The 20,786-nt window shown below is 69.3% G+C and carries 23 protein-coding genes and 1 pseudogene; 17 read left to right on the forward strand and 7 right to left on the reverse strand.

What is annotated here, in order from left to right; translation table 11 throughout:
• Positions 1-56 precede the first annotated feature (56 nt).
• Together PKD06_RS03345 and PKD06_RS03350 are read left to right on the forward strand one after the other, a co-directional pair.
• Complete coding sequence (locus tag PKD06_RS03345) at positions 57-464, forward strand: CidA/LrgA family protein (protein ID WP_324377583.1); 408 nt, start codon at positions 57-59, stop codon at positions 462-464.
• Positions 461-1,174 carry an LrgB family protein gene (locus tag PKD06_RS03350; protein ID WP_324377585.1) on the forward strand — a complete coding sequence of 238 codons (714 nt, stop codon included), beginning with the start codon at positions 461-463 and terminating at the stop codon, positions 1,172-1,174. The genes PKD06_RS03345 and PKD06_RS03350 overlap by 4 nt, the downstream gene beginning before the upstream one ends.
• Before the next feature lie 6 nt (positions 1,175-1,180).
• Here the strand turns inward: PKD06_RS03350 and PKD06_RS03355 are convergent, their stop codons facing one another.
• Positions 1,181-1,675 carry an RNA pyrophosphohydrolase gene (locus tag PKD06_RS03355; protein WP_324377587.1) on the reverse strand — a complete coding sequence of 165 codons (495 nt, stop codon included), beginning with the start codon at positions 1,673-1,675 and terminating at the stop codon, positions 1,181-1,183.
• A 261-nt stretch (positions 1,676-1,936) separates the two neighbouring features.
• Here PKD06_RS03355 and PKD06_RS03360 point away from each other — a divergent pair, with 261 nt between their 5' ends.
• A complete protein-coding gene (locus PKD06_RS03360; RefSeq protein ID WP_324377589.1) occupies positions 1,937-2,215 on the forward strand; it encodes a GNAT family N-acetyltransferase in 279 nt (92 codons plus the stop codon).
• Between the two features lie 135 nt (positions 2,216-2,350).
• Positions 2,351-3,073, forward strand: a complete 723-nt coding sequence (locus PKD06_RS03365; RefSeq protein WP_324377590.1) for a Crp/Fnr family transcriptional regulator — start codon at positions 2,351-2,353, stop codon at positions 3,071-3,073.
• Between the two features lie 3 nt (positions 3,074-3,076).
• Here PKD06_RS03365 and PKD06_RS03370 read toward each other — a convergent pair whose 3' ends face one another.
• Positions 3,077-3,610, reverse strand: a complete 534-nt coding sequence (locus tag PKD06_RS03370; RefSeq protein ID WP_324377592.1) for a hemerythrin domain-containing protein — start codon at positions 3,608-3,610, stop codon at positions 3,077-3,079.
• Between the two features lie 120 nt (positions 3,611-3,730).
• Between PKD06_RS03370 and PKD06_RS03375 the strand changes: the two genes are divergently transcribed.
• Positions 3,731-4,429, forward strand: a complete 699-nt coding sequence (locus PKD06_RS03375) for a CBS domain-containing protein (protein ID WP_324377594.1) — start codon at positions 3,731-3,733, stop codon at positions 4,427-4,429.
• A gap of 27 nt (positions 4,430-4,456) precedes the next feature.
• Here the strand turns inward: PKD06_RS03375 and PKD06_RS03380 are convergent, their stop codons facing one another.
• Entirely contained in the window at positions 4,457-5,299 is an 843-nt protein-coding gene (locus PKD06_RS03380) for an EamA family transporter (protein ID WP_324377596.1), read from the reverse strand.
• A gap of 65 nt (positions 5,300-5,364) precedes the next feature.
• Positions 5,365-5,856 carry an NUDIX domain-containing protein gene (locus PKD06_RS03385; protein ID WP_324377598.1) on the reverse strand — a complete coding sequence of 164 codons (492 nt, stop codon included), beginning with the start codon at positions 5,854-5,856 and terminating at the stop codon, positions 5,365-5,367.
• Positions 5,857-6,022: 166 nt separating this feature from the next.
• Between PKD06_RS03385 and PKD06_RS03390 the strand changes: the two genes are divergently transcribed.
• From PKD06_RS03390 to gabD, 7 genes are all read left to right on the forward strand, one after another.
• Positions 6,023-7,150: a TIGR03364 family FAD-dependent oxidoreductase gene (locus tag PKD06_RS03390; RefSeq protein WP_324377600.1), complete on the forward strand. Its 1,128-nt coding sequence runs from the start codon at positions 6,023-6,025 to the stop codon at positions 7,148-7,150.
• Positions 7,151-7,215: 65 nt separating this feature from the next.
• A complete protein-coding gene (locus PKD06_RS03395) occupies positions 7,216-8,448 on the forward strand; it encodes a 3-methyl-2-oxobutanoate dehydrogenase (2-methylpropanoyl-transferring) subunit alpha (protein ID WP_324377602.1) in 1,233 nt (410 codons plus the stop codon).
• 67 nt (positions 8,449-8,515) lie between these two features.
• Positions 8,516-9,529, forward strand: a complete 1,014-nt coding sequence (locus PKD06_RS03400; protein ID WP_324377604.1) for an alpha-ketoacid dehydrogenase subunit beta — start codon at positions 8,516-8,518, stop codon at positions 9,527-9,529.
• Positions 9,530-10,879 carry a dihydrolipoamide acetyltransferase family protein gene (locus tag PKD06_RS03405; RefSeq protein ID WP_324377606.1) on the forward strand — a complete coding sequence of 450 codons (1,350 nt, stop codon included), beginning with the start codon at positions 9,530-9,532 and terminating at the stop codon, positions 10,877-10,879.
• A 1-nt stretch (position 10,880) separates the two neighbouring features.
• Positions 10,881-12,269, forward strand: coding sequence for a dihydrolipoyl dehydrogenase (lpdA, locus tag PKD06_RS03410; protein ID WP_324377608.1), 1,389 nt, complete (start codon positions 10,881-10,883; stop codon positions 12,267-12,269).
• Positions 12,270-12,422: 153 nt separating this feature from the next.
• The gene (locus PKD06_RS03415) at positions 12,423-12,812 is read left to right on the forward strand and encodes a hypothetical protein (RefSeq protein ID WP_324377610.1); all 390 of its coding nucleotides are present in this window, start codon (positions 12,423-12,425) and stop codon (positions 12,810-12,812) included.
• A 71-nt stretch (positions 12,813-12,883) separates the two neighbouring features.
• On the forward strand, positions 12,884-14,356 hold the full coding sequence (gene gabD, locus PKD06_RS03420; RefSeq protein WP_324377638.1) for an NADP-dependent succinate-semialdehyde dehydrogenase: 1,473 nt from the start codon (positions 12,884-12,886) through the stop codon (positions 14,354-14,356).
• Between the two features lie 91 nt (positions 14,357-14,447).
• On the opposite strand, the gene PKD06_RS03425 is transcribed toward gabD, so the two are convergent.
• Together PKD06_RS03425 and PKD06_RS03430 are read right to left on the reverse strand one after the other, a co-directional pair.
• The gene (locus tag PKD06_RS03425) at positions 14,448-15,428 is read right to left on the reverse strand and encodes an aldo/keto reductase (RefSeq protein ID WP_324377612.1); all 981 of its coding nucleotides are present in this window, start codon (positions 15,426-15,428) and stop codon (positions 14,448-14,450) included.
• Positions 15,429-15,614: 186 nt separating this feature from the next.
• A complete protein-coding gene (locus tag PKD06_RS03430) occupies positions 15,615-15,815 on the reverse strand; it encodes a hypothetical protein (RefSeq protein WP_324377614.1) in 201 nt (66 codons plus the stop codon).
• Between the two features lie 471 nt (positions 15,816-16,286).
• Here PKD06_RS03430 and PKD06_RS03435 point away from each other — a divergent pair, with 471 nt between their 5' ends.
• A complete protein-coding gene (locus PKD06_RS03435) occupies positions 16,287-16,994 on the forward strand; it encodes a Crp/Fnr family transcriptional regulator (protein ID WP_324377640.1) in 708 nt (235 codons plus the stop codon).
• 63 nt (positions 16,995-17,057) lie between these two features.
• Here PKD06_RS03435 and PKD06_RS03440 read toward each other — a convergent pair whose 3' ends face one another.
• Entirely contained in the window at positions 17,058-17,375 is a 318-nt protein-coding gene (locus PKD06_RS03440; RefSeq protein WP_324377642.1) for a plasmid stabilization protein, read from the reverse strand.
• A 252-nt stretch (positions 17,376-17,627) separates the two neighbouring features.
• On the opposite strand from PKD06_RS03440, the gene PKD06_RS03445 reads away from it, so the two are divergent.
• The 4 genes and pseudogenes from PKD06_RS03445 (at position 17,628) to PKD06_RS03460 (ending at position 20,783) form a co-directional block, all read left to right on the forward strand.
• Complete coding sequence (locus PKD06_RS03445) at positions 17,628-17,936, forward strand: hypothetical protein (protein ID WP_324377616.1); 309 nt, start codon at positions 17,628-17,630, stop codon at positions 17,934-17,936.
• Between the two features lie 450 nt (positions 17,937-18,386).
• Positions 18,387-19,430 (forward strand): ABC transporter ATP-binding protein, encoded by a 1,044-nt coding sequence (locus tag PKD06_RS03450; RefSeq protein ID WP_324377618.1) that lies wholly within the window; start codon positions 18,387-18,389, stop codon positions 19,428-19,430.
• Between the two features lie 116 nt (positions 19,431-19,546).
• Positions 19,547-20,353 (forward strand): annotated as a pseudogene (locus PKD06_RS03455) (extracellular solute-binding protein); the annotation flags it as partial.
• On the forward strand, positions 20,349-20,783 hold the full coding sequence (locus tag PKD06_RS03460) for an extracellular solute-binding protein (protein WP_324377620.1): 435 nt from the start codon (positions 20,349-20,351) through the stop codon (positions 20,781-20,783). The pseudogene PKD06_RS03455 and the gene PKD06_RS03460, both read left to right, overlap by 5 nt.
• Positions 20,784-20,786: the final 3 nt, after the last annotated feature.

Below are 20,786 nucleotides of genomic sequence, written 5' to 3' on the forward strand. Positions count from 1 at the left end.
GCTCCCGGCGGAGAGGATATCTCGCCTCGCGACGGCTCGCCGGAAAGGAAGGCGTCATGATCCGGGGCTTCACCTTTCTTCTCCTCTGCCAGCTCGCCGGCGAGATGACCGCGCGGAGCCTGGGCCTTCCGGTTCCGGGCCCGGTGGTCGGCCTCGTCCTGCTGGTCGTCCTCCTGGTCGCCGCCGAGAAGACCGGCCGCCTCGACCCCGGCGCCCTGGAGAAGAGCCATATCGGGCAGGTCTCGGGCAGCCTGCTCGCCAATCTCACCCCGCTCTTCGTGCCGGCCGGCGTCGGGCTCGTGCAGCATACGGGGCTTCTGGGCCGCTACGGCCTCGCCCTCGGCCTCACGATTCTGATCTCGACCGTCTTCACCATCGCGCTGACGGTCGGCGTCTTCGTGATCGTGAAGCGACTGACGGGCGGGGACACCGCGCCGGACGATGCGCCGGAGCGCCTGCCGTGAACGCCTTCAGCCTGTGGGTTTACCTCTCGGCCTCGCCGCTGCTCTGGCTGACGGTGACGCTGATCGCCTGGCTCGTCGCGGACGCCCTCGCACGGGCGGCGCGGGGGAATGCCTTCGTCAATCCCGTCCTGATCTCGATCGTGCTGGTCGGCGCGCTGCTGCGGCTCACCGGCACGCCCTACGAGCGCTATTTCGAGGGCGCCCAGTTCGTCCATTTCCTGCTCGGACCGGCGACGGTGGCCCTCGGCGTGCCGCTCTACCGCAACCTCGCCCTCGTCCGGCGGAACCTCCTGCCCATGCTGGCCGCCCTCCTCGTCGGATCGCTGGGGGCGATCCTCTCGGCGGTGGGCATCGCGGCCGCCTTCGGCCTGCCCCGGGAGGTGATCGTCTCGCTGGCGCCGAAATCGGTGACCGCCGGCATCGCCATGGCGATCTCCGACAGCATGGGGGGCGTGCCGTCCCTCACCGCAGCCATCGTCGCCGTGACCGGCGTCGTCGGCGCCGTCGTGGCGACGCCGCTGATGAATGCGCTCGGCATCCGCGACTACGTGGCGCGGGGCTTCGCGGTCGGCCTCTCCGCGCACGGCATCGGCACGGCGCGGGCCTTCACCATCAGCTCCGTGGCGGGCGTCTTCGCCGGCATCGCCATGGCGCTGAACGCGGTGGTCACCGCCTTCCTCGTGCCGCTCGTGCTGCGCTTCCTGCCGTGAGAGACGTCAGGAGGCCGCGAAGGGGGCGAAGCGGGCGGCCACGGCCCGGTAGATGTCGCGCTTGAAGGGCACGACGAGATCCGCCAGCCGCTCCAGCCGCTCCCAGCGCCACTCGCAGAACTCGACCGGCTCGCCGTCGGCGGCCTGCGTCAGGTCGATCTCGCTCTCGTCCCCCAGAAAGCGCATCGCGAACCAGAGCTGGCGCTGGCCCCGGAAGCGGGCGAGGCGGTGCGGCGGGCCGTCATAGGGCGGGAAATCGTAAGCCATCCATTCGGGCATCCGGTCGAGCACCGCGACGGAGCGGATGGCGGTTTCCTCCCACAGCTCGCGGCAGGCGGCGCGCTCGGGATCCTCGTGCGGATCGACGCCGCCCTGGGGCATCTGCCAGAGATGGCCCGGCACGACGATTTCCGGCCCGTCGTCGCCGATGCGGCGGGCGATGAAGACGAACCCCCGCGCATCGAACAGCGCGATGCCGACATTCGGTCGGTAGATATCCACGAAGCCTCTCTCCATTCACCGAATCCTTACGTCATCGGCGCGTCCGCCGCGAGCGGAACCCGGAATCGGCACGGCTTGTGCTTGGGCCCTGGCGCGCCCTTCGAGACGGATCGTTCTGCGATGCGTGTCGGTGCCACGGCCCGGCTGCGGTCGAGCCGTGAGCCGCCGGGTCTTCGGTCGAACCCCGAAGTCGTCTCGAAGGGCGCACCAAGGCCGCCCCTGCGCAGTTGGCGGCAGGCGGCGGGTGCGGTAGAAGCCGTCATGGCCGACACGGTGATCGACAACCCCTCCCGCAGCCGTTTCGAGCTGCCCGTGGGCGGCGTGCTCGCCGTGGCGGAATACCGGATCGAGCACGGCCGCGTGGTCCTCGCCCATACCGAGGTGCCGAGCGAGCTTTCGGGACAGGGCGTCGGCTCGCGGCTCGCCAAGGGCGTCCTCGACGCCATCCGCGCGAGCGGCCGGCGCGTGATCCTCGAATGCGACTTTATGGCCGCCTATGTGGCGCGCCACCCGGAATATGCGGATCTCCTCGCAAGTTGAGCGACCTTTCGGGCCGGCTGGAGCGCTTCTTTCCGCATCCGAACGCATTTTCTTCGCCCAAACCGGGTCCACCCCAGCCGAAAATGCTCTAGCATCGGGCAGGCGAACCTTGTCGTCGCCCATGCGGGAGACATCGTGCGCAGAGACGTTCATTCCGCCGGAATCCCGGTCTTGTGCCTGTCGTGCGAGGCGCGGCACGGGGGCGTGTGCGGGGCGCTGACCTCCGAGCAGCTCGTCGCGCTCGCCGGAGCCTCCGCCAAGCAGACCGTCTCGGAAGGGCAGGAACTGGTCGGCGACGCCGAGAGTGTCGAGCGCTATTCGAACATCCTGTCGGGCGTCGTGAAGCTCAGCAAGACGCTCTCGGACGGGCGCCAGCAGATCGTCGGCCTGCAATTCGCCCCCGATTTCCTCGGCCGGCCCTTCAAGGCCGAGAGCGCGGTGACGGCGGAGGCGGCGACGGAGGTGCGCCTGTGCTCCTTCCCGCGCAAGATCGTCGAGCGGATGATCGGGGAGCAGCCCGACCTGGAGCATCGCCTGCTCAAGCAGACGCTCAAGGAACTCGACCAGGCGCGCGAATGGATGGTCATGCTCGGCCGCAAGACGGCGGCCGAGAGGGTGACGAGCTTCCTGCTCATGATCGCGCGCAGCATCGACCCGGCCGCCGATCCCGCGCGCCGCGACAGGGCCTTCGAGCTGCCCCTGTCGCGCGCCGACATCGCCGATTTCCTGGGCCTGACCATCGAGACCGTGAGCCGCCAGTTCACGCGCCTGCGCACCGACGGCGTCATCCGCATCGAGAACAGCCGCCGCGTCATCGTGGAGGACCTGCGCAAGCTCGAGGCCCGCGCCGGCGATTGACCGTCACCGCCGCCCCGGAATCTCGCCCTCCTCCCGGGTCGCCGGCAGGACGTGGTCGCGCTCGAAAGCCATGTGGCGCCTGACGGATTCGAAGAAGGCGCGAAGCAGGTAGCCGAGCGCCTCGGGATTGTGGACCGCCTGGCCGTGCCCGATCCGAAACAGCTCCTCGGCCAGTTCCTGGGCCGTGCCCTGGTCCTCGACATGCTCCGCCTTGAGGCGCGCCACGACCTCCCCGCTCCCGCCCGCGGCGAGGAAGGCGGGAAAGAGGGTCTCCTCCTCGAAGCGGTGGCATTCGCGCAGCAGCGGGACGAGTTCCCCCGCGGCCTTCAGGCATTCCAGCCGGTCGACCTGCGAAGGCAGCGTGTCGGCGATGGCCTCGAGGGCGTCGCAGAGCTTGCGCTTCTCCGCATGGATGCGCGCCATGTCGATGCGCGGCGCGCGGCGGTCGCGCGGATCCGCCCGCTGGGGGAACAGCTTCATGACGCCCGGAGCCGGATTGGGGCGGCCCGGCGCGCGGGAGACCTGGGAATGGGACACATGGAGATCGCACCAACGTCTTATGGACCATAGACGGAAGGCGGCGATACGGCTTGATCTCCGTCAAGTCGTGCCCCTGCGGAGGCGCTATCCTCGCCCCGCATTCAGAGGGAGATTCACATGCGGGTTGCAGACGTCCTGACATGGGGCATCGTTTCGGTGAAGCCGGAGGATTCCCTGGACCGGGTCATCGAGCTGATGCTCGAGCGGCGCATCAGCGGCCTGCCGGTCGTCAATGACAACGGCGAGCTCGTCGGGATGCTCACGGAAGGCGACCTTCTGCGCCGCGTCGAGCTGGGGACTGAGAAGAAGCGCCCCCGCTGGCTGGAATTCCTGGCCGGCGCCGGCACCCTCGCCGAGGAATACAGCCGCGCCCGCGGCCGGCGGGTGGGCGAGCTGATGACCGAGCGCGTCCTGACGGCCGATCTCGACGAGTCGCTCGACGACGTCATCAACCGGATGATCCATCACAAGGTCAAGCGCCTGCCCGTCCTCGACGGGAAGAAGGTCGTCGGCGTCATCAGCCGCGCGGACATCCTGCGCGCCCTGGGGCGCGCGATGCCCGCCGCCCGGGAGGAGGCGCCGCAGCGCGACGATGCCGCCCTGCTCGACGAGGTCCGCAAGGAGATGGCCAAGCTCCCCTTCGCCACGGACTCGATCGAGGTCAGCATCGAGAACGGGGCCGTGCGGCTGGTGGGAGCGGTCACGGACAACCGGGAGCGCAATGCCATCCGCATCGCAGCCGAGAACGTGCCGGGGGTTCGCAGCGTCCGCGACGAGATGGCCTGGCTCTCCCCGCTCGGGCTGTCGGCCTTCTGAGGATCGTGTCCCGGACATCCGGCGGGATCATCCGAGCCTCACGAGGGCCAGCGCGAGCAGGATGACGCCCGCCGCGATCGCGCGGGACCATTGCAGGGGCTCCTTGACGACGAGCACCGCGATGACGACAGCGAAGAGGACGCTGGATTCGCGCAAGGCCGCGACCAGCGGGATCGGCGCGCGGGTCATCGCCCAGATCGCGATCCAGTAGGAAGCGACGGACATCGCGCCTCCGCCGAGGCCCTGCCAGCGGAAGCGCAGGGCGGGGGCGAGCGCGGCGGGCCCGCGCCGCCAGAGCGCGAAGGCGAGGAGCAGCGGCGCATCCAGGACGAAGAGCGTCGCCGAATAAGCGTGCGGGTCGCCCGCGGCCCGCGCGCCGAGCCCGTCCGAGAGCGTGTAGCCGCAGATGACGACGGCCGTCAGGAGCGCGAGCCCAACCGCGACCGGATCGAAGGGCGCGCCCCGCCGCCCGAGGACGGACATGGCGCCCACGGCCCCGCCGAGGGCGCCGATGCCGACGAGCTGCAGCCCGCTCACCGGCTCGCCGAGCACAGTCACCGAAACCAGCGCCGTGAGGAGCGGCGCGCCTCCGCGCGCGATCGGATAGATCTGGCTCATATCCGCCCGCGCATAGGCGGCGCTCAGCGTGACGTAGTAGGCGAGGTGCAGGGTCACGGAAGCCGCGAGCCACGGCAGGGCCGCCCGGTCCGCAAGGCCGGTGACGAAAAGCGCGGGCAGCGCCACGATCCCGGCCGAGGCCGTGAGCAGCGTCATGGCCAGGAAGGGATCGAGCCGGAGCTTGAGGAGAGCGTTCCAGCCGGCATGCATCGCGGCCGCCGCGAGCACCGCGGCGAAGACGCCCGGCTCCATCGCTCAGGGCCCCGGGCGCGCGGCGGCCCGAGACCCCGGCATCCCGCCGCAGGGATTCCGGGCGGTCACGCCGCAGGGACGCCCGGGGGCGCCTCGCTCGACGCCCAGGAGCGCCAGGATTTGGGAAGCCGGCCCTGCAGGTTGAGGACGATCTCGGCGAGGCCGGGCTCGTCGATCAGCGAGGCCGCGTCCTTGACCGTGAGCCAGGCGATGGAGCGCTGCCCCCTCTCCTTCCAGTCGTTGAGATGCCCGTGGACGTGGAGGAGGAAGACCTTGACCTTGACGAGCTGGAACGTCCCGTCGTCGCGGCGCTTCCAGGAGAGATAGGAGCCGACGGGCTTCGGATGCGCCCGGCCGACCACCCCGGCTTCCTCCCGCGCCTCGATCTCGGCCGCGCGATGGTCCTTGAGGCCCTTCATCGGCCAGCCCTTGGGCACGATGAAGCGCCGCGTCTCGCGCGAGGTGATCATCAGCACGCGCAGCCTGCCCTGAGGGTCGCGCACGATGGGCAGGGCGGCGACCTGCTTTCTGGGCTTTCCTTGGTTCCTCTCCGGCATCGTCCCGCTTTACACCGATGGCCTCCGATTCGAAGCCGCCAAATGTCTCGGCCGTCCGCGGCCCCTGAAGACAAGGGCCGCGATCGGGTTAGGGTAGGAAGCCGATTCCTCCGGGAGGCGGGACGGCAGCGGAGGCCGGCCGGATCGAGGCCGGGCACAGGGGAGCTTGGCGGTGGCGGAACAGGTCTTCGACGTGGCGGTCGTGGGGGCGGGGATCGTCGGCCTCGCCCATGCGCTCATGGCGGCGCGGCGCGGCAAGCGGGTCGTCGTGATCGACCGCGACGCGCGGGCGAACGGGGCATCCGTCCGCAATTTCGGCTTCGCGACCGCGACGGGGCAGGAGCGCGGCCTCGTCTGGCGCCGCGCCTGCCGCTCGTGCGAGATCTGGGCGGAGGTCGCGCCCGCGGCGGGCATCCGGATCGAGCATCGCGGCGCGGCCATCGTCGCCCGGCGGCCGGAGGCGCGGGCCGTGCTGGAAGCCTATCTCGCCACGGAAATGGGGGAAGGCTGCCGGCTTCTCGAACCCGCCGAGGCGGCCGGGCGCCTGCCCATGCTGGCGGCGGACCGGCTGGCGGCGGTGCTGTGGAGCGGGCGCGAGCTGCGGATGGAATCGCGCGAGGCCGTGCCGGCCCTCGCCCGCTGGCTCGCCGAGGCGCATGGCGTGACCTTCCTGCGCTCGACGCTGGTGCGGGCCGTGGCGCCGCCCGTCATCGAGACGACGGGCGGGCGGCTCGAGGCGGAAACCTGCATCGTCTGTCCGGGCGACGAGTTCCTGAACCTGTTCCCGGAGCGGATCGCCGCCTATGGCGTGCGCAGGTGCAAGCTGCACATGATGCGCCTCGCCGCGCCCAACTGGCGCCTTCCGGCCGCGGTGATGTCCGATCTCGGGATCGGGCGCTATGCGGGCTTCGCGGCGCTGCCGGAGGGCGAGGCTTTGCGCCGGCGCCTCGCCGCGGAGGAGGCCGGGGCGGTCGAGAACGGCGTCCACCTGATCGTGGTCCAGGGCGCGGACGGCTCCCTCGTCGTCGGCGACAGCCACCATTACGAAGAAACGCCTGATCCCTTCGCCCCGGCGCGGGTCGACGACATCATCCTCGACGAGTACCGGACGATCTTCGCCGCGGCGCCCCCCGCGGTCGTCGAGCGCTGGAGCGGCACCTATGCCTCCGCCGACCGGGTCATGTTCGTGGACGCGCCCGCCCCGGACATCCGGCTCGTGATGGTGACGAGCGGGACCGGGGCCTCCACCGCCTTCGCCATCGCCGAGGAGGTGGTTGCCGAGCTGTTTGGATAGCGGCCCTCTTCCGCTGCGCGCCGGGCCTGTGCTAGCCCGGACGGAGAAGATTGCGAGGAGGTCCGATGGACATCGTCCCGCCGCTGCGCCTGCACGTGCCGGAACCGGCCGTCCGCCCGGGCGGGACACCGAGCTTCGGTTATCTCGACATTCCCGCCGCGGGCTCCGTCCGGCGACCGGAGGTGGATGTCGCGCCCGAGGAGATCCGCGACCTCGCCTATACGATCATCCGGGTCCTCGACGACGAGGGCCGCGCGGTCGGCCCCTGGGCGGGGCTCCTCTCGGACGAGGAACTGCTGGAGGGCCTGCGCCACATGATGCGGCTGCGCGCCTTCGACGCGCGCATGCTGATGGCCCAGCGCCAGGGCAAGACCTCCTTCTACATGCAGAATCTCGGCGAGGAGGCCGTCGCCACGGCCTTCCGCAAGGCCCTCAAGGAGGGCGACATGAACTTCCCGACCTACCGGCAGGCGGGCCTGCTCATCGCGGGCGGCTACCCGATGGTCGAGATGATGAACCAGATCTTCTCCAATACCCGCGACCCGCTGCACGGGCGCCAGCTTCCGGTCATGTATTCCTCGAAGGAATACGGCTTCTTCACCATCTCCGGGAACCTCGCGACGCAATACATCCAGGCGGTGGGCTGGGCGATGGCCTCGGCGATCAAGGGCGATACCCGGATCGCGGCCGGCTGGATCGGCGACGGCTCGACGGCCGAATCCGATTTCCACGCCGCCCTCGTCTTCGCCTCGACCTACCGGGCGCCGGTCGTCCTCAACATCGTCAACAACCAATGGGCGATCTCGACCTTCCAGGGCATCGCGCGGGGCGATTCGGCCACCTTCGCCGCGCGCGGCCACGGCTTCGGCATTCCCTCGCTGCGGGTCGACGGCAACGACTATCTCGCCGTCCACGCGGTCGCGAAATGGGCCTGCGACCGGGCGCGGCGCAATCTCGGGCCGACCCTCGTCGAATACGTCACCTACCGCGCCGGCGCCCATTCGACCTCGGACGATCCCTCCGCCTACCGGCCAAAGGCCGAGTTCGACGCCTGGCCGCTCGGCGATCCGATCCAGCGCCTCGCGCAGCACCTGATCCTGCGGGGCGCCTGGTCGGAGGACCGCCAGAAGCAGGCGCAGGCCGAGATCGCGGACGAGGTCCTGGCCGCCCAGCGGGAGGCGGAGAGCTATGGCACGCTCCATTCCGGCCCGAAGCCCTCGGCGCGGGATATGTTCGAGGACGTCTATGCCGAGACGCCTCCTCATCTGCGCCGCCAGCGCCAGCAGGCGGGAGTATGAGGATGGCCCGGACCCGCATCGTCGCTCCCCCCACCGGGCTCGGCCGGCGCGCGAGGGAGGCAGCCTGATGCCCCGCAGGACGATGATCGAGGCCGTGCGCGACGCCATGGCCGTGATGATGGAGGCCGACGACAACGTCGTCGTGTTCGGGGAAGACGTCGGCTATTTCGGCGGCGTCTTCCGCTGCACGCAAGGGCTCCAGCAGCGCTTCGGCACCCAGCGCTGCTTCGATGCGCCGATCAGCGAATTGGGAATCGTCGGCGCGGCCATCGGCATGGCCGCCTATGGGCTCCGGCCCTGCATCGAGATCCAGTTCGCCGACTACGTGTATCCGGCCTACGACCAGATCGTCTCCGAGGCGGCGCGGCTGCGCTACCGCTCGGGCGGGCAGTTCACGGCGCCGATCGTGATCCGCATGCCGACCGGGGGCGGCATCTTCGGCGGCCAGACGCACAGCCAGAGCCCCGAGGCCCTCTTCACCCATGTCTCGGGCCTGAAGACCGTGGTGCCCTCCAATCCCTATGACGCCAAGGGGCTTCTCATCGCCGCGATCGAGGATGACGACCCGGTCATCTTCCTCGAGCCGAAGCGCATCTATAACGGCCCCTTCGACGGCCATCACGACCGCCCGGTCACGCCCTGGAGCAGGCACGAGCTGGGCGAGGTGCCGGACGGCCATTATCGCGTGCCGCTCGGCCGGGCGGCGATCCGGCGCGAGGGCCGGGATGTGACGGTCCTCGCCTACGGCACCATCGTCCACGTTGCGCTCGCGGCGGCCGAAGAGAGCGGCGTCGATGCGGAGGTGATCGACCTGCGCACTCTCCTGCCGCTCGACACAGCGACGATCGAGGCTTCGGTGAGGAAGACCGGCCGCTGCGTCATCGCCCACGAGGCGACGCTGACCTCCGGCTTCGGCGCGGAGCTGGCGGCGGTGGTCCAGGAGAGCTGCTTCTATCATCTCGAGGCGCCGATCATGCGCGTGACGGGCTGGGACACGCCCTATCCGCATGCGCAGGAATGGGACTATTTCCCCGGTCCCGACCGCATCGGGCGCGCCCTCAGGGCCGTGATGGAGGGCTGAATGGCGAAGCGCATCGTCAAGCTCCCCGATATCGGCGAGGGCGTCGCCGAGGCCGAGGTCACCGCCTGGCATGTGAAGGTCGGCGACGTCGTGCGCGAGGACCAGCCGCTCGCCGACGTCATGACCGACAAGGCGACGGTCGAGATCCCCTCCCCCGCCGCCGGCACGGTGGTCGCGCTCGGCGGCGAGCCCGGCCGGATGCTGGCGGTCGGCGCCGCGCTCGTGACGCTGGAGACGGAAGGGGGAACTGCCGAGCCGGAAGCGGCTGCGGGCGAGCGCCCCCTCCACCGTCCTTCGGACGGTCCCCCTCCCCCGCTGCGCGGGGGAGGATCCGAGCCGCCGGAGCCGCCGATCCTCCCCCGTGAAACGGGGGGGGGGGACCAGGCGAAGCATGGTGGAGGGGGCGCCCCGCCGCAGGCCCGGCCCTCCCCTGCCCCGCGCGGAGCCGCGATCCTCGGCCCGCCCCGGCCCGAAGGCGAGAAGCCCATCGCCTCCCCCGCCATCCGCCGGCGCGCGCTGGAGGCCGGCATCGACCTGCGGCAGGTCCGGGGCACCGGCCCGGCCGGGCGCATCACCCACGACGATCTCGACGCCTTCATGCGGGGCGACGGCGCCGCCCCCGCCGCCGGCTCCGCGCGTGTCGCCAATCCGGCGGTCGAGGAGATCAGGGTCGTCGGGCTGCGGCGGCGCATCGCCGAGAAGATGGCGGAATCGAAGCGCCGCGCCGCCCATTTCTCCTATGTCGAGGAAGTGGACGTCACGGCGCTGGAAGAGCTGCGCGCCGCGCTCAACAGGAAGCACGGCGAGCGGCGCCCGAAGCTCACGCTGATCCCCTTCCTCGTCCAGGCGCTGGTGAGGACGCTCCCCGATTTCCCGCAGATGAACGCCCATTACGACGACGAGGCCGACATCGTCCGCCGCTACGGCGGGGTGCATGCGGGCATCGCCACCCAGACGCCGGCCGGGCTCATGGTGCCGGTGGTCCGCCATGCCGAGGCGCGCGACCTCTGGGAGATCGCGGGCGAGATCCGGCGCCTCGCGGAGGCGGCCCGCGCGGGCCTCGCGACGCGCGAGGAGCTGTCGGGCTCGACGATCACCATCACCTCGCTCGGCGCTCTCGGCGGCATCGTCACGACGCCGGTCCTGAACCGGCCGGAAGTCGCGATCCTCGGCGTCAACAAGCAGGTCATGCGGCCGCTCTGGCAGAACGGCGCCTTCGTGCCGCGGCTGATGATGAACCTCTCCGCCTCCTTCGACCACCGCGTCGTCGACGGCTACGACGCGGCCCTCTTCGTCCAGGCCGTCAAGGCGCTCCTGGAGACGCCGGCCATGCTGTTCCTGGAGGGCTGAGATGGGCGAGATCGCCACCAAGGTCCTGGTGCTCGGCGGGGGCCCGGGCGGCTATGTCGCCGCGATCCGCGCTGGCCAGCATCATCTCGACACCGTGCTGGTCGAGGAAAGCCGCCTCGGCGGCACCTGCCTCAATGTCGGCTGCATCCCCTCGAAGGCGCTGATCCACGCCGCCGAAGCCTATTCCCAGGCGAGGCACCAGGAGGCGGGCAACGCCTTCGGCCTCTCGGTCGGGAGCCCGGCGCTCGATTTCGGCAAGACCCTCGCCTGGAAGGAGGGCATCGTGCGGCGGCTCAACACGGGCGTCGCCGCCCTGCTCAAGCGCTCGCGGGTCAATATCCTGCGCGGCCACGGCACCATGCTCGACGGCAAGACCTGCCGCGTCGAGACCGATACCGGGCCCGAGACGATCCGGGCCGAGCACGTCGTCATCGCGACCGGCTCCGAGCCCATGGCGCTGCCGGCCCTGCCCTTCGGGGGCAAGGTGATCTCCTCGACGGAAGCCCTTTCGCTGCTGGCCGTCCCGGCCTCGATGGCGGTGGTCGGGGCCGGCTATATCGGGCTCGAACTCGGCATCGCCTTTGCCAAGCTCGGCGCGAAGGTCACCGTGGTCGAGGCCGCCTCCCGCATCCTGCCCCTCTACGATGCCGAGCTGACGCGCCCGGTCGCGCGGCGCATGCAGGCCCTCGGCATCGAGGTCCTGCTCGGCGCGAAGGCGGAGGGCCTGAGCGAAGGCGGCGCGCTGCGCGTCTCCGCGAGCGGCGGGCTCGAGGAGATCGAGGCCGAGAGGATCCTGGTCGCCGTCGGCCGCGCGCCCCGGACCGCCGGCTGGGGGCTGGAGCGGCTCGACCTCACCATGCGCGAGCGCTTCATCGCCATCGACGAGCGCTGCGCAACCTCGATGCGCAACGTCTGGGCCATCGGCGACGTCACCGGCGAGCCGATGCTCGCCCACCGCGCCATGGCGCAGGGCGAGATGGTGGCCGACATCCTCGCGGGCAAGCGCCGCGCCTTCCACAAGGTGGCGATCCCGGCGGTCTGCTTCACCGATCCCGAGATCGTCTCGGCCGGCCTCTCGCCCGAGGAGGCCAAGGCCACCGGCATCGAGGTCAAGACGGGGCTCTTTCCCTTCCAGGCGAACGGGCGCGCCATGACGCTGGAGAGCGAGGACGGCTTCGTGCGCGTCACCGCGCGAGCCGACAACCATCTGGTGCTCGGCATCCAGGCGGTGGGAGCGGGCGTCTCGGAACTCGCCGCCTCCTTCGGCCTCGCGCTCGAGATGGGCGCCCGGCTGGAAGACGTCGCGGGCACGATCCATGCCCATCCGACGCTCGGCGAGGCGTTCCACGAGGCGAGCCTCAAGACGCTCGGCGAGGCGCTGCACATCTGAGGCTTCTCCCGAAGAGCGAGGCCGCAACCCTTCGTTAGCCACATCGCGAGAAGGGCGCGGCGCGCGGCCGCCCGTCAAGGTCCCGGCAAGCGCGCCCTGGCAGAATCCGGCCTCGCAGCCTTGCAACCATCGGCCTCTCGCCCGGACATCTCCATGAGGATCTTGCTCCCCATCGCCGCGCTCGCGGCCGCCCTGTCCGGGACCGGGCGGGCCGCGGCCGACGCTCCCGCCGCCGGATTCGGCCATCGCCCTCCCGCGATGCACCGCTCCTTCGGGCCGCGCTACGCGCCGCCGCCCCGCCGTTACGGCTACGGTTACGGCGCCCCGCGCCATCGCCGCTACGGTTATCGCGTCGTCGCGGCCGGGCCGGATCTCGGGCCCGTGCCGCCCTTCTTCCGAGGCATGGGCGACGCCGCCGCCTCCCTCGGCGGCGGCCCGGTCGGGCTGACGCTCTATCGGGAAGCCTATATCGGCCGCGGCCTCTTCTATAATACACCGCCGACGCTCGACCGGCCCGGCCCCATTCTCGGCGGCCGCTACTGAAACGAGGGTTGGGTCCCGGCGGTATCCATGTGTATAGCACTTCCAAACCGGGAGTGCTCGACGTGACTTACATGGATGTAAAGGCGGGGCTTCGGACCCTGAAGGATCCGAGCCTCCTGCGGCAGCAATGCTATATCGACGGCGCCTGGACGGATGCCGATTCCGGCGCGACGATCGAGGTCACCAATCCCGCCACGGGCGAGGTCCTGGCCACGGTGCCGAAGATGGGCACGGCCGAGACGCGGCGCGCCATCGAGGCGGCGGAGGCGGCGCTGCCGGCCTGGCGGGCCAGGACCGCCAAGGAGCGCGCCACGATCCTGCGCCGCTGGTTCGAGCTGATGATGGCGAACCAGGACGACCTCGCCGCCATCATGACGGCCGAGCAGGGCAAGCCCTTCGCCGAGGCGAAGGGCGAGATCGCCTATGCCGCCTCCTTCATCGAGTGGTTCGCGGAAGAGGGCAAGCGCATCTACGGGGACGTCATTCCCGCGCACGGGCCGGACAAGCGCATCGTCGTCATCAAGCAGCCGATCGGCGTCTGCGCGGCGATCACGCCCTGGAACTTCCCCTCGGCCATGATCACCCGCAAGGCCGGCCCCGCCCTCGCGGCCGGCTGCACCATGGTGCTGAAGCCCGCGAGCCAGACGCCGCTTTCGGCGCTCGCGCTCTGCGTCCTGGCCGAGCGGGCCGGCCTGCCGAAGGGCGTCCTGTCCTGCGTCAGCGGCGCGGCCGGCGAGATCGGCAACGAGATGACCTCCAACCCGATCGTGCGCAAGCTGACCTTCACCGGCTCGACGGAGATCGGCAAGAAGCTGCTCGCGCAATGCGCCGCCACGGTGAAGAAGACCTCGATGGAACTCGGCGGCAACGCCCCCTTCATCGTCTTCGACGACGCCGACCTGGAGCCGGCCGTCCGGGGCGCCATCGCCTCGAAATACAGGAATGCCGGCCAGACCTGTGTCTGCGCCAACCGCCTCCTGGTCCAGGACGGCATCTATGACCGCTTCGTCGAGAGGCTGGCCGAGGCCGTGCGGGAGATGAAGGTCGCCGACGGCTTCAAGGAAGGCGCGGTCATCGGCCCGCTGATCGACGGCAAGGCCGTCGCCAAGGTCGAGGAGCACATTGCCGACGCCCTCTCGAAGGGCGCGCGCATCGTCACGGGGGGCAAGCGCCACGCGCTCGGCCATTCCTTCTTCGAGCCGACCGTGCTGGCCGACACGACGCCCGAGATGAAGATCTTCCACGAGGAGACCTTCGGCCCCGTGGCGCCGATCTTCCGCTTCAAGACGGACGAGGAGGCGATCCGCCTCGCCAACGATTCGGAATTCGGCCTCGCCTCCTATTTCTACAGCCGCGACATCGGCCGGGTCTGGCGGGTGGCCGAGGCGCTGGAAAGCGGCATCGTCGGCATCAACGAGGGCCTCATCTCCACCGAGGTCGCCCCCTTCGGCGGCGTCAAGGAGAGCGGCCTCGGACGGGAAGGCTCGCGCTACGGCATCGAGGATTTCCTCGAGGTGAAATACCTCTGCATGGGCAATATCTGACGCTCCGTCCCTGAGCTTCGGCTCGACGACATCCTGCTCGAACAAGAAGAGATCGCGATGACGGCTCGACCAAGCTTCATCGCGATCCGCCTTACTGGAAGCCGGCGATCCGGTGGGGGATGTAAGGCTCTTCGAGCGCCTGGATTTCGCCGGAGGTCAGGCCGAGGTCGAGCGCGGCGACGGCGTCGGTGAGGTGGGCCGGTTTCGAGGCCCCGACGATCGGAGCCGTGACCCCCTTCTTCTGTGCCACCCAGGCCAGGGCCACCTGGGCGCGGGAGACGCCGCGCGCCGCGGCGATCCTGCCGACCGCCTCGATGACGCGCCGGTCCGCATCGGCCGCGGCGTCGTAGAGGTTCTTGCCCACGTCGTCCGTCCGCTGGCGCTCGGTGGCATCGTTCCAGTCGCGGGTCAGGCGGCCGCGGGCCAGGGGACTCCAGGGGATCACGGCCAGCCCCTCCTCGGCGCAGAGCGGCAGCATTTCGCGCTCCTCCTCGCGATAGAGGAGGTTCAGGTGGTTCTGCATGCTGACGAAGGGCGTCCAGCCGTTCCGGCGCGAGATGTAGATCGCCTTCGCGAAACGCCATGCCGGCATGGAGGAGGCGCCGATATGGCGGACCTTCCCGGCCTTCACCATGTCGTGCAGAGCCTCCAGCGTTTCTTCGATGGGCGTCGTGTAGTCGAAGCGATGGATCTGGTAGAGATCGACATAGTCCGTGCCGAGCCGCTTCAGGCTGGCGTCCAGTTCGTGCAGGATCGCCTTGCGGGAGAGGCCCATCCCGTTCGGGCCCGGTCGCATGCGGTTATAGACCTTGGTGGCCAGGACGATGTCCTCGCGCCGGGCGAAATCCTTGATCGCGCGCCCGACGATTTCCTCCGACGTGCCATCGGAATAGGTGTTCGCCGTGTCGAGGAAATTGATCCCGAGCTCCAGCGCCTGCCGGATGAGAGGGCGGCTGTCCTCTTCCCTCATCGTCCAGGAATGGTTGCCCCGGTCGGGGACGCCGTAGGTCATGCAACCGAGGCAAAGGCGGGAGACCTTCATCCCCGTCGGGCCGAAATTCACGTAGTCCATGCAACCGCTCCGATGATCACCGCAGGTCGCGGAGGCCGCTTCGGCCTCGGGTTCGGTGCTTCCTCGTCGGTGAAAACGCGGTTGCGGGTCAAGAGCCTGACGCCCTTGGAAGCCTCCAGCTCAAACGCCACCCCCGGCGGACCGGGACCGGGACGCTCGGCACGGAGAGCGTCCCCCCTGGAAAGATCACAGCGGAAAGATGACGTGGCCGATCGTGCCGAGTGCCCGCTGGTTGTCGGGCAACGTCAGCGCGGAAAAGCGATCCGCAGGGCGGGATCCGATCATCCGCCATCCGGCCTCCGCAAGAAACTCCGGCGGATCTTCATCGAATGGCACGGCACACAAGATCTCGCTGGAGAACCGCGATCTGAATAAACGAACCCGCATGGCACTACTCCAACTTTAATTCCATTGCATTTAAAAACTTAGCTCCATACCTTGTTCCATTGTGTTCATATCGGAACAAACCTGCCTGAAGTCGTGGCCGGCGGCCATTTGCTCCACATATCGGACATACTGTTCTTCCGACCTCCCTGCCGGATTTCGATCCCGGCAAGTTGTCGCCGATCTCGGGAAGGCTGCCAGCGCGCAAGAGTCATAGTTCGCCCTGTCGAGATCGCCCATATTTCTAAGTACGAAATCGTACTGGCCTCTTGATCTTCTGAATCTCGATGGTCACCGCGCGTTTCCATGCGGATTCAGCAAATTATGAACCTGATGAAATGTCTCCCGCCGAGGTCATGAATTGAGCGGAGGCAAGGGATTGGCCGGAACCAGACGTTATTCCATGCATTGGAGCATAGGAAAATCGGAGACACGAATTTGCCGGATCGCTCTCTCAACCGACTCCTTGCCATCATGCCGCGAGAGGCGGAACGCCGATTTGGCGACCTTGGAGAGATCGTCGAATTCGCCGCGGGCGACATGATCCTCGAGCCGGGACCGCTGAAGGAGGTTTATTTCCTCGAGACGGGCTTCGCCTCCCTGATCGATCCGCGGAGCGGCATCGAATTCGCGCTCGTGACACCGGACGGGATTGCAGGGCATCCGGCCGTGCTGGGCATGCGTCACATGAGCGCCGCCGTCCAGGCGACGGCGGCGGTGCGGGCCCTCCGGGTGTCCGTGGACGACCTGGAAGGAATGATGGAGGATCCGCGGGTTCGCTCGGTGCTTCTCGAAGCCGTGAGCGAGCTGATCGACCATCTTCTGAGCGCCGTGGTGAGTTCGTCGGGCACCGTGAAGCAGCGCCTCGCGCGCAGGCTGCTCCTGGCGGCCGAGACCCAGGGCGACGAGATCCGCGTCACGCATGAGCAGGTCGCCCGCTGGCTCATGGTTCGCCGTCCCGGCGTGACGGTCGCGCTGCACGAACTCGAAGGCGAAGGCTTGATCCGCAACACCCGCGGCATCGTCAGGATCCGGGACCCGGAAGGCTTGCAGGCGCTGGCCCGCGTCTCGCGACGGAACAGCGTATGCGCGACGCCCGGGATCGGCCCGGAAGCCGCGTTCTTCGCCCCGGCCGCCCGTCTTCGCAACCCCGCTCAGTGGCGCGGCAGGAGCGCGGACTGAGCCCCTCTGCCAGACGCTCCCTCGCCGGTCGGGAAGCGGAGCGGGACGACGCGTCCCGCCTCATCACGCATGGGCTCCCGCCTCCCTGTTTCGTCGCCGCGTATCGGCGGCCTTCCTCGCCGAGGCTGATCTCGCGGCAGGGCTGCGCGAGGCTGCGGCCTTGCCGCCGGCCGCGCCGCCCTTGCGCGAGGAGGCGTGCGATTCCGGTTTTCCACGTCCCGAGCCGCTTTTCTTGCCGCCGCCGGATTCCTTGTTGACGGTCGCCCAGGCCCGACGCTCAGCCTCCTTTTCGGACACTCCCCGGTCCTCGTACCCCTCGGCGATATGGTCCGCCTTGCGGCGCTGCTTGTCGGTGTAGCTGGATTTGTCGCCTCTGGGCATGTCTCTTCTCCAGTGACCTCCCGCGGGAGGCTTTACCGGGCGGCGCGACGTGCGCAATCCGGGAACAGTCGTGGCGAGGTCAGGATCAATATACGCCGCGATCCTCCTCGATTCCTGAAAGAAAGCGATTTGCTGGCGCAAGCGTTCCAACGCCGCTCGCGATGTCCAAAAGCCGTACTTGTTCGGACCGATCCCGCAGGGAGGCGAACATGGGCAGGACCTTTCGAGTTTTTATCTTCGAAGGAGAAGAAAATGTCCGAGAAACGCTCAGACCCAGCGAATGACGAGCGTCGCCCGGCGGAGTGCCCCCGTCTGCAGCCCGGCGAGATCGCTCCGGGAACGACCCGGGCCGAGTTCGAGGAGCGCCATCCCGAAGACCCGGCGAGCGCCCCCGGCTGGCGCGAATATGTGAAGGATTTTTTCGATCGGGAGGTGTTTCCGGGAGAAAAAATCCGCAAGGCCACCGACGCGATGCGTGACGAGCAGGTGGAAGGCGAGGCCGCGGACCCAAATCCCGGCCGCGCGGAATCGGGCGAAGCGCCCCGCCAGACCCGGCGATAGGCGCGCCCCACCGCTTCCACCGGCGGAAAGCCCGGACCCCGGCGCCCGAAAGAGACCGGCCGGCCCGTCCCCTGCCCCGATTTCCTGACGCGATCGCCTCGCGGGCGGCCTGCCGCGTACTTGTGCGGGGCGGGATTTTCGCGTCATTTGTCGCATGCCAGTCATCCGCCAGATGCTACAGGCCCGCGCGAACGCGGCGTTGTCCGGGCCGGGGCGAAAGACCCGGACCCGAACACGCGAGCACCGAAAACCGCTGGAAAAACCTCCTCTCTTGACGCCTTTCGACGCAAATGCCGTGGACGGGGAGCCACGGCTTCCGGCTGCGCAAGCTCCCGGAACGACGGCTCGTGTCCGCCGGGACACGGCACGCTCTGGCACACGATCCACCGGCCGCGCGCAGGATGCTCCTGGGCCGGCCATTCTCAAATCCGCTTGGAAGCCGGGCTGCGAATGGTCTCTTTGGCGCTGAACTCCGTCACCAAGAGCTGGGCCGGGACGACCGCCGTCGACGATGTCAGCTTCTCGGTGGAGCCCGGCAAGCTCGTCGCGCTGCTCGGCCCCTCCGGCTGCGGGAAGTCGACCACCTTGCGCCTCATCGCCGGGCTGGAGGAGACGACCGAGGGCGCCATCCTGATCGGCGGGCGCGACGTGACGCGGGCCCAGCCCTCGCAGCGCGGCATCGCGATGGTCTTCCAGAACTACGCGCTGTTTCCCCATCTCTCGGTGGCGGAAAACATCGTCTTCGGGCTCAAGGTGCGCAAGGTCGGGCGCGCCGACCGCGACGCCCGCCTCGCCCGCGCCGCCGGGATCCTCGGCCTGTCGGCTCTCCTCGAGCGCAAGCCCTCCCAGCTTTCGGGCGGACAGCAGCAGCGCGTCGCGCTCGGCCGCGCCATCGTCGCCGAGGCGCCGGTCTGCCTGATGGACGAGCCGCTCTCCAATCTCGACGCGCAGCTGCGCGTCGAGATGCGCCGCGAGATCCGCGAATTGCAGCAGCGGCTCGGCATCACCATGGTCTATGTCACCCACGACCAGGTCGAGGCCATGACCATGGCCGACCAGGTCGTGCTGATGCGGCGCGGCCGCATCGAGCAGGACGCCCCGCCCGACGAACTCTACGAAAACCCGGCGAGCATCTTCGTCGCCCGCTTCGTCGGCACCCCGCCCATGAACGTCGTGCCGCTGCCGGAGATCCTGGCGGCCGGCGGGCGGGAGCTGGTCGCGCCTCCGGCCGGTTCCGATCCCGCCGCGCTCGCCGTCGGCATCCGTCCGGAATTGACCGGACTCGGCGAGAGCGGCATCGCGGCCGACGTGGTCGCCGTCGAATATCTCGGCTCCGACACCCTCGTCGATGCCCGCATCGGGACGCATCCCTTCATCGTCCGCCTGCCGGGCAAGGCCCGCGTCAAGGCCGGCGAGCGCATTCACGTGACCTTGTCGCCCTCGGCGCTGCACTGGTTCGACCAGGCATCCGAGCGCAAGGTGGCCGGGACTTAGAGGTTGTCATGGACCCGGGCACAAGGGTCGGGCGCGAGCCGTCTCAACAGGGAGCGAATGCAATGGACAGGCGTGAATTTCTGGGTGGGGCCACGGCGCTCGCGGGCTCGCTCGCGATGCCGGGCATCGCGCGCGCGCAGACGGCCGAGATCTCCTTCCTCTATCCGGTCGCGGTCGGCGGGCCGATCACCAAGCTGGTCGACGCCTTCGCCGCCGGCTTCGAGAAGGAGAACCCCTCGATCCGCATCAAGCCTGTCTATGCGGGCACCTACCAGGAAAGCATCGTCAAGGCGCTGACCGCGCATAAGAGCGGCACGCCGCCCCAGCTCTCGGTGCTGCTCTCGACCGACATGTTCACGCTGATCGACGAGGAGGCGGTCATCCCCTTCGACGGCTTCATCAGGAGCGACGACGATAAGAAGTGGCTCGGCAGCTTCTTCCCGGCCTTCATGAAGAACAGCCAGACCGGCGGCCAGACCTGGGGCATCCCGTTCCAGCGCTCGACCGTGGTGCTCTACTGGAACAAGGAGCTGTTCAAGGAGGCCGGGCTCGATCCCGACACGCCGCCCAAGACCTGGGACGAGCAGGTCGCCTTCGCGCAGAAGCTGACGCAGCGCGACGCCTCCGGCAACGTCTCCCGGTGGGGCATCCAGATCCCCTCCTCGGGCTTCCCCTACTGGCTGTTCCAGGGGCTTTCGACGCAGGCCGGCGCCATCCTCGCCAATGCCGAGGGCAACAAGACCGATTTCGCCGCCCCCGGCGTGGTCGAGGCGCTGCAATACTGGGTCGACCTCTCGCAGAAATACAAGGTGCACCCGCCCGGCATCGTCGAATGGGGCACGACGCCGCGCGACTTCTTCGAGCGCAAGGTGGCGATGATGTGGACCACCACCGGCAACCTCACGAATGTCCGCGCCAATGCGAAATTCCCCTTCGGCGTCGGGCTCCTCCCCGCCGGCCGCCGCCCCGGCAGCCCGACCGGCGGGGGCAAATTTTACCTCTCGCAAAAAGGCCAAGCCGGCCGAGCAGGAGGCCGCCTTCAAGTTCGTGCGCTGGCTCACCACGCCCGAGCGCGCCGCGCAATGGAGCATCGATACCGGCTATGTCGCGGTGACCCCGGCCTCCTACGAGACCCCGGCGATGAAGACATACGTCGCCGACTTTCCGCAGGCGCTGGTGGCGCGCGACCAGCTTCCGCATGCGGTGGCGGAGCTGTCCACCCACGAGAACCAGCGCGTGACCAAGGCGCTCAACGACGCGCTCCAGGCCGTCCTGACCGGCAGCAAGACGCCGCAGCCGGCCCTGGCGGCGGCGCAGGCCGAGGCGGACCGCATCCTCAAGCCCTATCGCTGAGCC

This window comes from Enterovirga sp. (assembly GCF_035325185.1).
GTDB lineage: Bacteria > Pseudomonadota > Alphaproteobacteria > Rhizobiales > Beijerinckiaceae > Enterovirga.

Bases quoted from the DNA above. Each gene is read 5' to 3' on its own strand.
- PKD06_RS03405 (WP_324377606.1), top strand. From the start codon at position 9,530: ATGGCGAAGCGCATCGTCAAGCTCCCCGATATCGGCGAGGGCGTCGCC.
- PKD06_RS03450 (WP_324377618.1), top strand. From the start codon at position 18,387: ATGGTCTCTTTGGCGCTGAACTCCGTCACCAAGAGCTGGGCCGGGACG.
- PKD06_RS03445 (WP_324377616.1), top strand. From the start codon at position 17,628: ATGTCCGAGAAACGCTCAGACCCAGCGAATGACGAGCGTCGCCCGGCG.
- PKD06_RS03435 (WP_324377640.1), top strand. From the start codon at position 16,287: ATGCCGCGAGAGGCGGAACGCCGATTTGGCGACCTTGGAGAGATCGTC.
- PKD06_RS03395 (WP_324377602.1), top strand. From the start codon at position 7,216: ATGGACATCGTCCCGCCGCTGCGCCTGCACGTGCCGGAACCGGCCGTC.
- PKD06_RS03415 (WP_324377610.1), top strand. From the start codon at position 12,423: ATGAGGATCTTGCTCCCCATCGCCGCGCTCGCGGCCGCCCTGTCCGGG.
- PKD06_RS03400 (WP_324377604.1), top strand. From the start codon at position 8,516: ATGCCCCGCAGGACGATGATCGAGGCCGTGCGCGACGCCATGGCCGTG.
- PKD06_RS03440 (WP_324377642.1), bottom strand. From the start codon at position 17,375: ATGCCCAGAGGCGACAAATCCAGCTACACCGACAAGCAGCGCCGCAAG.
- gabD (WP_324377638.1), top strand. From the start codon at position 12,884: ATGGATGTAAAGGCGGGGCTTCGGACCCTGAAGGATCCGAGCCTCCTG.
- lpdA (WP_324377608.1), top strand. From the start codon at position 10,881: ATGGGCGAGATCGCCACCAAGGTCCTGGTGCTCGGCGGGGGCCCGGGC.
- PKD06_RS03430 (WP_324377614.1), bottom strand. From the start codon at position 15,815: ATGCGGGTTCGTTTATTCAGATCGCGGTTCTCCAGCGAGATCTTGTGT.
- PKD06_RS03360 (WP_324377589.1), top strand. From the start codon at position 1,937: ATGGCCGACACGGTGATCGACAACCCCTCCCGCAGCCGTTTCGAGCTG.
- PKD06_RS03385 (WP_324377598.1), bottom strand. From the start codon at position 5,856: ATGCCGGAGAGGAACCAAGGAAAGCCCAGAAAGCAGGTCGCCGCCCTG.
- PKD06_RS03460 (WP_324377620.1), top strand. From the start codon at position 20,349: ATGCGAAATTCCCCTTCGGCGTCGGGCTCCTCCCCGCCGGCCGCCGCC.
- PKD06_RS03380 (WP_324377596.1), bottom strand. From the start codon at position 5,299: ATGGAGCCGGGCGTCTTCGCCGCGGTGCTCGCGGCGGCCGCGATGCAT.
- PKD06_RS03345 (WP_324377583.1), top strand. From the start codon at position 57: ATGATCCGGGGCTTCACCTTTCTTCTCCTCTGCCAGCTCGCCGGCGAG.
- PKD06_RS03375 (WP_324377594.1), top strand. From the start codon at position 3,731: ATGCGGGTTGCAGACGTCCTGACATGGGGCATCGTTTCGGTGAAGCCG.
- PKD06_RS03425 (WP_324377612.1), bottom strand. From the start codon at position 15,428: ATGGACTACGTGAATTTCGGCCCGACGGGGATGAAGGTCTCCCGCCTT.